The sequence below is a fragment of the Brucella thiophenivorans genome (assembly GCF_002252445.1).
Lineage (GTDB): Bacteria > Pseudomonadota > Alphaproteobacteria > Rhizobiales > Rhizobiaceae > Brucella > Brucella thiophenivorans.
Map to the genome: position 1 here is coordinate 19601 of NZ_NNRJ01000031.1, position 13466 is coordinate 33066.

The window sequence follows — 13466 nt, forward strand, 5'->3', positions numbered from 1 at the left end:
ATTATTTACGAGCCTTTCCTGCAATGATCGGGGATTGTGGAGAGATAATAAATTTAGGGTCAGGTTCACCAATTTGATACGTGGCAATACCTTCGGTCGTTACAGTTTCAATTAGTGGATTGTTATTCGTGTCACGAATTTTAGATGCACCAGCTTGGGATTCCAGCGAACCATAACGGGCAAGCAGGTTTGAATTGGCGTCAATGATGAAGACAGGACAATCAAATTGACCGCAGTAAAATGAACTGCTCATTGATACAATTGAGCCAGCACCTGAGCTTAAAGCCAAGGGCAAAGCAAAATATTGAGTATCATCGCGCTTTTCGCCAAACTCTTTTTCAAGAGCAGTATCTAAAGTGTTTTTAGCTTCCGAAGAAATTTTCTGATAGTCAAACTTGTATTCTGTCAGATGCGGCCAATAGTTGTCGCCTGTCCAAACCCACATACGCGAACCATCATAAATGCCGCGCATTCCATTGGCACCAATCGGGCCAAATTCTAGTTTCTTAGCCTTGCCACGCCATAACTCTAACCATTGATCATCGTCATGAAATAATACTGCATATACGCAGTCGTCTTTGCATTTTTTGTTTTTTGAAAGACGCACTGCGAGCTGTTCATTTCCATCATCCGGATCTTTCAGCCACATACGTTTTGCATCGACATGACGAAACTCTTTGCCGTACATTTTCCGAGCTATTTGAGTTGCTTCGGGGTCAGTACCATCAAATGATATTTCTAAGTTCGGTTCATACTGCAAAAAGCTTAGATTGTTTTGTTCTTGACTATTGGCCGCGCCGGACAAGAGCAAAACACACGCGAATGCGAGTGGAAGGGCAGTTTTACGCATCCCTGAAATCCCTGATTATTTCGTCTGCAATTTTGCGAATGATATTGTTTTTTGCATCATCATCGACTGCAATCCCGTTTGCTTCGCTTTCAGCTTTGCGGGTATCGACTAGCTCAGATGCCGAGCCATTTGGAAAACGACGAGCCAGAACGCGCCGCGCTTGTTTTGGTCCGAAAGTTTTATAGAGGATTGTCCGTAGGGCAGTATCTTCTTGGGTGGTTGAAAGCGCCCAGCTTTCAATCGGGCCAATATCATTGATCAGATATTGAATATATCTGCCGGTTTTCAATTTCATCATTGCCACAAAAGGCGCACCCTGACCGGCAATAGGCCCATGCAAACCACGCAGGGCAGACTTTACAGTTTCCGAGAGATTGTAAGTATTGCCAAGCGCCTGAATACTGCTTTCAGTAGGCACGTTACAAAAGAAGAAATTATTAGCAAGTTCCTGAGTTTCCTTGTCAAAATCTTCAATCAATTGAGACGCATAAGCTTGCTGCACACCGGTCTTACGGCCAACACGATTATCGTTTTGAACCTGTTTTCTGAAAAATGCTAAGCCACCGGTTCGATGGTATTCATCATAGCAAATGCGCTTTTGCATTTGCTTGTTATCACTCACACGCTGCTGATGATAAGCTCTTACATCGTCAGAAATATTTACGTCTTTAAGATCATCCTCATGCAGCCAAAAGTCGGTTGTGATCGTATGACGGCCTAGCATATACATTACAGCTGATTGTCTATGCGCATGAGCGCCAGTATTAGATGTGACAGCTTCCAAGTCGAAAGCCACGATACGAGCGTTTGCAACGCTAAAGCGCGTAGGCCTTGATAACAGCGGGAAATCGCGGCAAGCAGCAGTAATCATTCGTTGGAATGCCACGACAACGGATTCATCCGTTGATTCAACTCGCATTTCGCGGAATGGCTCTTTGACGGTTTCACGATTAGACATTGAAACGAGATCAGCCATTACCGGCACTGCAAAGCGTTGCGCTAAAGTGGCCTCATGATATTTCTGTTTAGAAAACAGATAATCAACTACTTCATACCAAGTTGTATTTCTATCCCGTTCAAAGCCTAGCTCTTTTAGCGCTGTATCGACGTCGATACTATCAGTTGGAGAATAGCGCTTAGGGTTCATTTCATCAGAATAATATTCGTATGCTTCCATAATTGCAGAGCGAGCTAAAGCACTAATCCCATCATATGGACTGGCGCGGTCGTCAGCAGTGCAGCACAGGCAAACGAGATTGACCAAATATTCTAATTCAAATGCAAATGGTTTACGTAAACCGAGCTGTAAATCGAATGGATTTACAGCATATTCTTCACGATTTTGAAGCCGGACATGCATTACTTCATGTTTGCGTGATGGAGGCAAAGCCTCTTTTAGCAAGTTGATAAAACCCTCACTTGAAGGGCCAATATCAATAATAGAAATACGAGGAAGTAAGCCAGCACCGGAGCTTGTGCGCCCAACTTGCGGAGACAAGGCAATTGATAGGTTCATGGAGTTTGATAAAACAGATTTACCAGTGCCAGGTTGCCCAACAATAATATCAACCCAACCAAGTTGTCTTGAAGAGCCCGGATTGTACGGCCACAATTTCCCGTCATTACTACGGAATAAAATTGCACCTTTGCGCCACGGGCTTGAAGGTCGTGCAAGGGGGGCAAGGGCGAGGGCATCAGATAGATAGGCCGATGCAGCTGGAGCGGTAGAGCTTGGATTTAAGCCCATTGATGAAGACATGATACATTCAACAGGGTCGCCAACGAGCGCGTCAGTCTGACAATTTCCCCAACCGCTTACAGTTTGGCGCAATGTGGCCACGTCAGATAATAACTGTTTTTCATCGCCAGCATCGCACCAAGCGGCAAATGAACAACGCCAGCGAACAATAGTTTCACCGTCACCGTTAATTTGACGCGCTCTTTCAAACGCGCGCTTAATCCGGTCATTCGTAATACGACCGGTAAAACTAAACAGTTTTACATATTGATCTTTAAATGCTTGTCCTTGAAAGCCACCGCTATCAATCAACATTGAGACACGCCAAGAAATTTTACGGCGCTGATCAAGGACACGCGAAATCAGATCATTGAAATTAACAACCTGCTCAGGCCCTAATACAATATCAAATCCGCTATAAACTTTTGAGCCAAACTCAAAAGCTTTATCGTGCAGCAAGGTGCCATTTTCAGACATAATTTGTGACGTTAAAGACGGCCACAGTAAATTTGAAAAATCTTTACCTGCCATTTGTGTTTCAGTATCAGGCATCATTGCCCGAATGTGATCACTAGGCAAAATGGCTTGCCATTGGTTTTTAACCGCAAGAAATTCAGGGTTTAATACCCCTTTAATCTCGGCAAGAGCATCACGTACATTCAGAATTTCAATATCAATATCAGAGCGTTTAGTTTCGCGCAGCAATGATTCAACAAACGCCTCATGGCGCGTAATTAACGCAGCCAGTGGCGGGATAGGCATTTGCGCGGTGTTTGCCGGTGGGAATTGTGCGGCAGCTTCAGCGACCGCTACAGAAGAGGATTTTGCCTCTTCACGGGAGAGCATTGAGGGGCGCGACCACAGCACAATATATGCGCGTTCACCGCTCAGTTTCTCAGGAATTCTTTTCTGACGCTCTTCTAATAAGTCGCCAATGTCTAATTCAGCGCTTCGGGCAACAGCACCAACACCTGATAGAATTTGTTCGATCTCAGCTTTGCCAACATCAGGCAAATGACCAAACCAGAACTGTAGAGTGAAACCGCGCTCGCTAAATTGTGAAGCAAGCGAAAGGCGCAATTGCGAAACAGCCTCAGAAAGTTCTGCCGCCCCTTTAATGGAGCGGCAGCCCTCAAGTCGGAATACACTGACTAAAGAGCCATCATCAGCAATAAGAACATTATCGCCGTCAACCGTTGCAAGCCTGCAATAACTCGCAAGCGATTTACGCAGGACAGAGCCGCTAAGGAAATATGCTAACCCTTTAAGTGTATCACGAACAAATGCCATGTTAATTAATTGACCTCAAAGTCCCATCAACCGATGAAGTTTCCGCACCGGAACCAAAGAAAGTGGCAACGCCAACACCTAGATAGCTAGGAATGCCGATTAACCCTGCTGCTACGATAAATGCAGTGATTGCACGGCCAACGCTAGAGTTCGGGTTGTGAGGATTTTTTTGATGCTGGAACAGCATCCACAAGCCAATAATTGCGACTACAACACCGCCCATAAATGCCAAAGCACCCAACAGGTCAGCCATAGGGCCGAGGGAGTCTGTTTGTAAGCTTTTGGCAACATCACCAATGCCGCCCTGTGCATATGCGGCGGTTGATAAACCAAGAACAATCAGCGAGCTTGAAAGTGTAAGTCTTTTAATTCTGGCGAGCATTAAGTTTCTCCTAGTTGCCAAATACAAAATCTTGAAGTTGTTGAAGGAACATGACCAAGTTCATGGCAAATACTCCCCCGACCATATGGGTTATCCCTCTTGAGAGATAACCGCTGTTTGCGTGTAATGATGCTAGATTTGCAAAATATAGACCGCGAACAAAAGAGACTAAGCCAATGAATTGAATAATACGCACTACGGCAATGACTACCCGTGTGCCCATTTCATTGCTTAGTGGCTCCAAAAGTTCCGGTGCATATGCAAAGACTTCTGTAGCAGCCGCAGTTTCTGGTTGAGACCAAAGCGACACCAGAAACATTGAAATAACGCTTGATAGCGAAACAAAGCTGACTGCTAAAACCATAAGGCAAGTCGGCCCTTGCCAACCTGCTTGTGACCAACCGCGAGGTGATAAACTACGATCACCAACAGCTGCAAAGCCACGTAACGAATTAATCGCGAAAACTATGCCCATGACATAACAAATCACGACTAATAGGGACTGGAACGGCGGCATTAAAGCCGCAGCGCGCTCAATAAGACCCGCCATGCCTTCCATTATTCAGCCCCTTCCGTATTTGAATTGGCATCGCTTTGATCAGCTTTGACAATCTTTTTAGGTTCAGCTGGTGCCGAGGCTGGCTTAACTGACGGGGTAACGATCATAAGCCGAGTAGGGGAGGCAAAATTCTGTTCAGTTACGCCAGCACCTTCTAAGCCTGGCATAATCAAACCATTCGCAGAAACCTTTGAATTTGAAGGTTTCTCAAAAACAATTTCACTTAACATTGCATTGCGTTGTTGCAGCGATTTTAAGTGACCTACCATGCGATCTATTACGCCATTTTCCATTGTCAAAGACGTAAGTTCATTACGTAGTCGAGCATGTCTAATTACTAGATCTTCATGGTTTTGAGATTGAGCGTCAAATTTCCGCTCTAATTCGGCCAATTTTGAGGTGAGTTCTTTCCCTGATGCCGCGTCAGTTTTTCCTGAGACAATCCATACTGCCGCAAGAGTGACTAAACTCGACACTACGCCAACGGCTATAAGCCGAATTGACGATGATAGAACACTATCATTTTTATCCCAATGTGACGTCATATTGCCGTTCGCTTTGGCGTAAATACGCTAGTTTGTTCTTTATAAAGTTTGACTTAGCTAATTTATGCTTGCCTATTGAAGTGTAATACATCATTTTATTGAAATTTCCAGCATCTTTTACGGGCAAGTAGACATGAATATAAAAGTAAACGCTAAACTTTATTTAAGCTATACTATACTTTCAGCAAGTATACTAACAGCTAGCGCTCAAAGCAATGAAGTCGAGCAAAATGTTTCACTTAGTCCTTTTGCCAGATCAATACTTTATAATTCCAGTATAAATACTAGCCCGTTGTTTAAAATGGATGGTTTTCAGGTGTGGTCGATTCAATTACCGAACCAACAGCCGGAGACAGTTCTTACAAGTCCTAGCGGATTATTGATCAGAGGGACAATTTTCAGCCCGAATGGAAAAAATCTTTCAACAGCATTCTCTGATATTTCGAGTGTTGATGCCTTCAATACGGTTCAAAATCCAACCGTAATTGATGCAATTCCATTGCAACCAGCAATGAAAATTCCGGAAGGTGTAAAGCCTGCTGCCATAAATTCGCCAGCATTGACCCCGCCGCCTGCCTTAATTCCGCAAAATGCCCAAGAGCAGAAATTTGATGCACGCGCAGCTAGTGGGATGGACGATGCAGACATACCAACATTCAGCACATTGGCAGAGTTCAGAGATCAGGCTGATAATTTTTCAATGTGGGTTCAGGCTAATAAATTCAATGAAGGCGCGCCCGTCTTATATATGTTTGCAGATCCTCGCTGCCCTTATTGCGCTCGCTCATTTGTTGAGCTGAAACCCTTTCTTGACCGTGGCGAGATTGAATTACGAATTATTCCCGTGCCGGTGCTTTCCTCAAAATCTTTTGAGTTAGCATTGCGTTTTGTCCATTCGGAAACCGCAGGGCAGGATTTTGTTGCTCATGGACAAGCGATTTTAAATGGCGAGAAAGAACCGGAGCCGTTGCCCGTCACAGAGATTGACCAACGGGTAGTTAAAGCTATGACTAAAAACGTCAAATGGTTCCGGAAGAATGCAATGCAAAGCGTCCCGTTTTATCTTTATAAAACAGCGGAAGGCGATCAGGTTTTAGCCGGTCAAATCAGCCAAGAAAATATTAAGAACATTATCACTACAGGTCAGACAGACGGTAAAGGCATTAACAATGTCAAATAATGACTATGGAAAAATAGAATCCATTCTAATGAGAGCGGAAACGTATAAATCCGCATACCGTCGAATGAGTTTCATAGCTATGGCTTTAGGAGCAGTTAGTGCGATTAGCGTTACAGCAGCGGTTTTTTTAGCGACAAATCAACCGGCACCGGTTTATTTCGCAACAAATCCTGATGGAGCCATAACGCCGCTTATTCCATTAAGTGAGCCGTATCTTAGCCCCGCAGAGGTCGCTAATTTCGCTACGGAAGCAGCCACACAGGCACTGACTTATTCATTTTCTAATTACCGCGCTGAATTTGAAGATATGAAACCATATTTTTCAAAGCCGCGCGGTTGGAACTCTTTTGTTGATGCTATCAATAATAGTGGTCAGCTGGAGCTAGTCCAAAAAAATCGGATGAATACAACTGCGGTTGCCCAAAGAGCCGTAATTGTAAAAGAGGGGCTGAACTCCCAAGGGGTTCATGAATGGATTGTGCAGCTACCATTGCGCGTAACATATCAATCATCTAGCCAAGTTACAGGTCAAAATTTCATCGTAACCTTGGCTTTAACGCGCATGAAAACGAACGAATACCCAAGGGGTATTGCTGTTGCGAATTTTAACGCTGCACCCGGAGCTTAATAATGAGACATATAATCTTGCCGCTCACGTTGGCTTTAAGCACAGCGGCATTTCCTGCATGGTCACAAGAGGCAAGGCCGGTTGCTACATTGCCTGAGCAAAACAATACGCCGCAAACACAGCAGCCAGTGACAACACAAAACCAAGCGCCCGACCCAAATCGGTTCGGGCAAACAGGTACGCAGCGTGAAAATTCTTCAAACTCACGTGGGCAGAAGCGTGACGAACAACCGCCAATTATTGGCACAAATCACCTGCTAAATTCACTTGATGAATTAGACCGTGAAATTACGCCAGAGGAAGCAACGGCATATGGGGCGGCAGTTCAAACACTAATGCCCATGACCCCAGATATGATTAGAGATTATCGTAAAAGGGTTGATGAAACTCAAAGAGCTGTATCAGAGCCACCATCGGGCATTCAGCCGAAGCTTATTAGTGATGCAATCCGTATTTCTTTGAAACCAGATCAGGCTTTAAGCACTATCCCAACTGCGCCAAACACAGTTTCTGTAATTAGTTTTTACGATAAAACTGGTAAAGCATGGCCGGTAGCATCCTATGTTGTCGGCAGAGCTGATACTTTCCAAGTTTATGCCCTGCAGGAAGGTTCTAATAAGCTGGCAATCAGTGCTTTGCAGCCACATGGCTACTCCAATTTAGTTATCTCACTTGTTGAAGAAAGCCGACCAATTGTTATCAATTTGCAGACGAGTAGCGATACAGCGTTAGCTCGGCGCGATATTACCGTTGAAGGTTATGGCCCGAATGCTTCGGTTAGCCCAACAACAGTTTCAGCTAAAGTTGCCCCAAGCGACAAAGTAATGATGAGTTTTGTTCAGGGGGCAGGTTTACCAAAAGGTGCCGTTCAACTGCGCACATCTGATGCAGATACAGACGTTTGGTCATATTCCGGCAATTACTATGTAAGAACTCATGACACGCTTATTTCCCCTTCATGGTCAGCCGTTTTGACAGGGCCGGGGGGTGTTCATGCATACCGCATCAAACAATCGCCAGTGGCTCTTATTTCGCGGAATGGCGCTATTGAACGTGTGAGGATTTCAAATTGACCGAGAATAATCAAACGCCCGATAACGCTGATGAAAATGGCAAGCCAGAAATTATTGAGCCTGAAATCAAAACAGGTTTAGAACAGGCCGTTCTTAATCGACGCAAGCGTACAAAGAAAAATCCTGCATTATGGGCAGCTGTTGCATTTGTTTTAATTGGTGGCGTTGGCCTTACTGTTTACAAACAAATGAACCAACAACAGCAGGGCGGAAATTCAAGAATTTCTCGCGCCCCAACGGTTGATAGTACGCCAGCAGGTCAACAACTGGCAGAAAGCCCACGCTATAAAGATAACCTTGATACAGTGAACCAACGAGGTTCGGAGGAAGCCGCCCAGACTGGCAAAAGTTTCATCGCTGTGCCTGATGAACCTTTGCGTGATGTAGACCAAAAGCCAGTAGCAAAAAACAATTTCAGAAAACCTTTAGCTCCAGCGAATGAGCCGGAAGTTCAGGTAAAAGAAGAAATTGTAGTTGAGACACGTCGAGAGCAAGCCCCGCCGCCGCCGGACTATTCGCGTATCAATCAATTAGCAAAAGCAATTACGCAGCAAGCCAGCACTTATGAACGTGGTTGGAGTACAACAGGCTCAGTTAATACGATTGTCCTCAATCAAGAGCTTTATAAAACTCCCGCACAAAGAGCGCAGGAGGCCGAGCAAAAGGCACTGGCAGCACAAGCAGCACTAGCCGCAGGCGCGACACCTGATTATTCACCAAACAATGCAATTAACGCAGGTCAGTTTGCATTTGCTCGCATGGTAAATAGCACAGATTCAGATACCCCAGGTCCCGTTATTGCTGAAATAATGAAGCGTGGGCCGCTATATAAAACCCGACTGATTGGTGCATTCCAGCCGAATGAAACGAACAGTGGTTTAATCGTAGAGTTCAATCGAATGGTGTTTCCTGACGGTACAGAACAGGGAATTGCAGCCTATGCAGTGGATGCAAATAAGGGCTCAATATCTGTTAAATCCGAAGTCGATAAACGCTTGTTTTCAAGATATGCGCCGCTCATAGCAGCGTCATTTATTGAGGGACTTGGTAACACTTTATCGGAGAGTGGCAGCACTTTAATTTATGGCTCTAACACGACAACACTTGATCGGGACAAGCCAACATTTGAGCAGGGGCTTTATGCCGGAGCTGGTAAAGTAGGCCAGCGAATGGCAGAAGACATTGAGAAATCAGCGCCAAAAAATGCGTTGGTAAAATTAAATGCAGGCAAGACAATCGGAATACTTTTCTTGCAAGGTGTACCAATGCCGCTTTCAATGCAAGCAGCTAATGAAAGTACAAACTGATGAATGAAACTGAAAATATTTATGGCAGAACGGTGGAATGGCGTGAGACAATGCGCAATCCTTCTTTCTTCATGATGGACGGATATTTTGTATTATTTCTGCCAATATTTTTGTTTCATATTCGTTGGTGGACGTTCACAGTTTTGGTCATTATGGCGATAGTTTTTGGCACGATGCGCTTTTTTAATTATCGCCCATCAAGTGCGTTTCGCGCTGTAAGATCGCTTCTTGCTGGCTCATATAGGCCAGCAAGAAGAGGAATTTCTGGACGTTCAGCGATTGATTATGGCTTTGAATCAAAGCCATAATCACCACTGAGTTGAATAAATGGCTCTGCACTCAATAATTTTACCTATGTTATTGATAATCAATACAAAAGCATAGCCATATGCCAGTGTATTACTGGCTATTTCGATTTTAGTATTTTAGCAAAATATTTGTAATATCAGGCTAATTCGCAAGTCGCATATGACCATATATTGATAAAATAATTACTTTAAAATTCTATAAATTTTTGATTTATTCTTTCTAATACTTTTAAATATAATTTAATATCACTTCCTAGTAGTTTATTTTATCATATTGTAATTTATTTAATTTTATTTTGCTCATATTTAGTCATTATATTAGCCTTAAAACGGTTAAAAAATCTCATAAAAATCGGCCCTACTGGATAATCGTAATTTTTTTGTATATGCTGAGCCACAGTTAGACTCTTTTTTACAGAAATTGCATGAACAAACAGCGTAAAACTAAGCAAAAAATAATATTCGTTGAGGGTACACCGCATTCTGATCAGATTAAGAGCGGTGAAAGTGCCGTCAATATTTGTTTACTAAACAAAATAAAGCAGAATCCAATATTTAAGCGTAAAAAATGGACGCTTATTTTAGACCTTTTGATAGAAAATCATTACGATGATGGAACTATAGCAAATTCCAAATCAATCGCAGCATGGTCAGACGTAAATTACAACACTGTATGGCGTCTGAAAAACTTCTTGCTCGAACATGAATATCTAGAATTAATCAATCGTAATGGTCTGGTTGCTTTTAGCCAAGAGCTGGTACTTGTCAAAGACGGAGAGGGCGAAGTTGTAACGCCCAAAATGACCCACAGATTTTGATTAAGTCGCATAAATAAGCATAAATTATTAGACACAAAAACTTGCGTTTCTTATTTTAATTAATGCATTGATGGGTGAAATTAGCGCAGATTTAAAGCAGTTTTAAAGGCATGATTTTCGTTCAATTAATCACGCCTGATAGCTTTTGTTTACATAGCCTGTAAACTAATTTCCCTATCACAAGATGCATAAATATTTATGTGATAATTTAGCTTATAGCAAAATTTTCGTGCGCCGTTTAAGCTGTCAAAAGTTATAACGATTAATCCATTTACATGCTTATCAATACGGATATATGCAGCTGCTTTAGCTGTGCATTTCTCATTTTTTTGTTCATAACTAACATCAGTTATAGATGAATAAGGTATTTCCTTTGCATCGATAAAAAGAGCTTCCGATGTCCAAAATTCAATATCATTTTCGTTGTAAATAAGTTCTTTTGTTAAACCTAATTTTAAACGCTTGATAAGGTCTAAAATTCTCATTGAACTGAACCTTGCATTATCTAATTTTTGGGGAATAAACGAAATTTGATAAATACGAAGGCGGCAAGCTTGAGTAGCTTAGCTGTATTAATTCATCAAAAATGTATCTTTATGTTTTTTTAGCCAAATAAAGTATTTTACCAAATAGTCAACTGGCCGTCCCCTGCGGGCGGGCTTTATTCAGTCGCAAATCAATTTAGAGACTAAATTGATTTTCACCTGAACCGAACCCGCAAAGCGGTTTCGGCCCTTTCGGGTAACAATCCCTGACGGGGAGCTATTTGATTGACCCTTTCATTTTATTCAAATTGATATTACTTGACGTTCATGTTACGTTCTAGCCAGTATAAGGCCAACGATCATGAAGTTCACACCCGTTTCAGTTACTCAATCTAATCATTCAGTAGCGCTTTCACCGGTATCTGTACCGGCTGGTTTTCCATCACCGGCCAGCGACGATTTAGAGGATGAAATTGACCCTATTGCTTGGATCGTCAGACGACCCAGCTCAACATTTTGGTGGCGGGTGACTGGTGACAGTCTGATTGATGAAGGTATTCATGATGGTGATTTAATTGCCGTCGATAAGGCCGGAAAAGTGCGCATAGGGCGCATTGTGCTTGCGGTCATTGATGGTTCTATAACACTTAAAAAACTAGCCAAGCGTGACGGTATTTATTGGCTAGACCCCAAGTCCCAAGGCAATAATTATCAGCCAATTCGCATGACAGAAACAACAGAGATTTGGGGTGTTATTGCTGGAATTGTTCGCCGGTATTCCGTGGAATAATCTCATGATTAAGCCAATTGCTTTAATCGACGGCAATAATTTCTATTGCTCATGTGAACGTGTATTTGATGCAAGTTTAATAGGTAAGCCCGTCATTATTCTCTCAAATAATGACGGTTGCGCAGTTGCGCGCTCAGATGAAGCAAAAGCGCTCGGCATTAAAATGGGCGCTCCACTATTCAAAATCCGCGATATTGTTAGGCAGCACGGGGTTAAAGTGCTGTCCTCAAATTATACGCTTTACGGCGATATGAGCCGCCGTGTCGTGGAAACCGTTGCTCAGTTTTCACCTAATTACGAGATCTATTCAATTGATGAAAATTTTGTAGATTTGTCAGGCTTCGGTTCCCGATATGAAGCGATCGCAATTGAAATGCGCGCAACCGTTAGACAAAACACTGGCATTCCTAATTGTGTTGGTATTGCTACCACGAAGACACTCGCAAAGCTTGCCAATCATGCGGCAAAGAAAAATCCCCTTTTCAATGGTGTATGTGATTTTACGAAACAAGATATTTTAGACTGGTGCCTAAAACGTATTGCGGTCGGTGAAGTTTGGGGCGTAGGAGCGCGCACAGAGGCAAAGCTGATTAATCTCGGCATAACTACTGTAGCTCAGTTGAGAGACATGCCACGCGCTCTAGCGCGTCAAATAGGTTCGGTTGTTCTGGAAAGAACGGTTGCAGAATTGCAAGGCATCAAATGCCTAGAAATTGAAGATATTGCACCACAACGCAAAGGTATGGCGGTCACACGTTCCGCAGGTACGCCGATGGGCAGCCTTCATGCAGTTATGGAGGCTTTGGCCGCTCATGCATCGCGTGCCGCAGAGAAATTGCGAATGCATGGTTTAGTCGCAGGTCAGATAACAGCATTTTTCCATACAAACGCTTTCTCTAAAACTGCGCCGCAGCATTCGGTATCACGTACGATTCAGCTTAAACCAATGTCAAATAATACATTTGATTTGGTTCAAGCTGTTAGCCGTTGCGCTCACTCCGGTTGGTACGGGAATAAAGCAGACAATGGTTTCAGCTACACAAAAGCCGGTGTAATTCTGGATGATCTATTGCCAGAGGGTAATGCACCCAAAATGCTTTTTGAAATTGAGCAGCCCCGTGACGCTCGTTTAATGGCTGCATTGGATGAAATTAATGGCCGTTTTGGAAAGAAGAAAGTCGTAATCGGGGCGCAAGGTTTTAAAGGTGGTTATGAAGCCAAGGCGCAAAATCGTTCGCCTCGTTACACAACTCGGTTAGCCGATTTGCCAACTATCAAATAAATAAAGAAGGCCATCGGCCTACATTTCTCATAATATTTTGAAGGGGGAAAAGAGGGCTTTGCCCCCTACCCCTCGCAAGCAGGAAAATGGGGTTTCCCCGTGCTTCCGCATTCATTTCAGCCGGCTAAACCGGCTTTCACTCATTTGTGCAGCAACACCAGGAGCAAAGATGCTCTTGGTGTCCCTTCGGGCGGGTGATCCCCCTCCCCATTTTCCAACTTGCCACCCCTT

General features: G+C 43.4%; 14 protein-coding genes. 8 read left to right on the forward strand and 6 right to left on the reverse strand.

From position 1 onward, the window contains the following. Position 1: 1 nt before the first annotated feature. Genes CEV31_RS12895 through CEV31_RS20920 form a run of 5 tightly spaced genes read right to left on the reverse strand, consistent with a single transcriptional unit; the run spans position 2 to position 5364 of the window. The gene (locus tag CEV31_RS12895; RefSeq protein WP_094507482.1) at positions 2–850 is read right to left on the reverse strand and encodes a hypothetical protein; all 849 of its coding nucleotides are present in this window, start codon (positions 848–850) and stop codon (positions 2–4) included. Beyond that, entirely contained in the window at positions 843–3878 is a 3036-nt protein-coding gene (locus CEV31_RS12900) for a hypothetical protein (protein ID WP_094507483.1), read from the reverse strand. The genes CEV31_RS12895 and CEV31_RS12900 overlap by 8 nt, the downstream gene beginning before the upstream one ends. A gap of 1 nt (position 3879) precedes the next feature. Further along, entirely contained in the window at positions 3880–4260 is a 381-nt protein-coding gene (locus CEV31_RS12905; RefSeq protein WP_094507484.1) for a hypothetical protein, read from the reverse strand. Between the two features lie 10 nt (positions 4261–4270). Next, on the reverse strand, positions 4271–4819 hold the full coding sequence (locus CEV31_RS12910) for a hypothetical protein (RefSeq protein ID WP_094507485.1): 549 nt from the start codon (positions 4817–4819) through the stop codon (positions 4271–4273). Continuing rightward, complete coding sequence (locus tag CEV31_RS20920) at positions 4819–5364, reverse strand: hypothetical protein (RefSeq protein ID WP_143850937.1); 546 nt, start codon at positions 5362–5364, stop codon at positions 4819–4821. Before CEV31_RS20920 ends, CEV31_RS12910 begins: the two co-directional genes overlap by 1 nt. A gap of 133 nt (positions 5365–5497) precedes the next feature. Between CEV31_RS20920 and CEV31_RS12920 the strand changes: the two genes are divergently transcribed. The 6 genes from CEV31_RS12920 to CEV31_RS12945 all read left to right on the forward strand — a co-directional run bounded on the left by CEV31_RS12920 (position 5498) and on the right by CEV31_RS12945 (position 10678). After that, the gene (locus CEV31_RS12920; RefSeq protein ID WP_094507487.1) at positions 5498–6544 is read left to right on the forward strand and encodes a DsbA family protein; all 1047 of its coding nucleotides are present in this window, start codon (positions 5498–5500) and stop codon (positions 6542–6544) included. After that, positions 6534–7172, forward strand: a complete 639-nt coding sequence (locus tag CEV31_RS12925) for a type IVB secretion system apparatus protein IcmL/DotI (RefSeq protein ID WP_094507488.1) — start codon at positions 6534–6536, stop codon at positions 7170–7172. The genes CEV31_RS12920 and CEV31_RS12925 overlap by 11 nt, the downstream gene beginning before the upstream one ends. A gap of 2 nt (positions 7173–7174) precedes the next feature. Continuing rightward, positions 7175–8245, forward strand: coding sequence for a DotH/IcmK family type IV secretion protein (locus tag CEV31_RS12930; protein ID WP_210190926.1), 1071 nt, complete (start codon positions 7175–7177; stop codon positions 8243–8245). After that, complete coding sequence (locus CEV31_RS12935) at positions 8242–9552, forward strand: TrbI/VirB10 family protein (protein WP_094507489.1); 1311 nt, start codon at positions 8242–8244, stop codon at positions 9550–9552. Before CEV31_RS12930 ends, CEV31_RS12935 begins: the two co-directional genes overlap by 4 nt. Then, positions 9552–9860 (forward strand): IcmT/TraK family protein, encoded by a 309-nt coding sequence (gene icmT, locus CEV31_RS12940; protein ID WP_094507490.1) that lies wholly within the window; start codon positions 9552–9554, stop codon positions 9858–9860. Before CEV31_RS12935 ends, icmT begins: the two co-directional genes overlap by 1 nt. A 425-nt stretch (positions 9861–10285) precedes the next feature. After that, the gene (locus CEV31_RS12945) at positions 10286–10678 is read left to right on the forward strand and encodes a hypothetical protein (RefSeq protein ID WP_094507491.1); all 393 of its coding nucleotides are present in this window, start codon (positions 10286–10288) and stop codon (positions 10676–10678) included. A 149-nt stretch (positions 10679–10827) separates the two neighbouring features. On the opposite strand, the gene CEV31_RS12950 is transcribed toward CEV31_RS12945, so the two are convergent. After that, positions 10828–11163 (reverse strand): hypothetical protein, encoded by a 336-nt coding sequence (locus tag CEV31_RS12950; RefSeq protein ID WP_094507492.1) that lies wholly within the window; start codon positions 11161–11163, stop codon positions 10828–10830. 361 nt (positions 11164–11524) lie between these two features. Here CEV31_RS12950 and CEV31_RS12955 point away from each other — a divergent pair, with 361 nt between their 5' ends. Together CEV31_RS12955 and CEV31_RS12960 are read left to right on the forward strand one after the other, a co-directional pair. Further along, positions 11525–11953 carry a LexA family protein gene (locus CEV31_RS12955; protein WP_094507493.1) on the forward strand — a complete coding sequence of 143 codons (429 nt, stop codon included), beginning with the start codon at positions 11525–11527 and terminating at the stop codon, positions 11951–11953. A 4-nt stretch (positions 11954–11957) separates the two neighbouring features. Continuing rightward, positions 11958–13235: a Y-family DNA polymerase gene (locus tag CEV31_RS12960; protein WP_094507494.1), complete on the forward strand. Its 1278-nt coding sequence runs from the start codon at positions 11958–11960 to the stop codon at positions 13233–13235. The last annotated feature ends 231 nt before the right edge of the window (positions 13236–13466 follow it).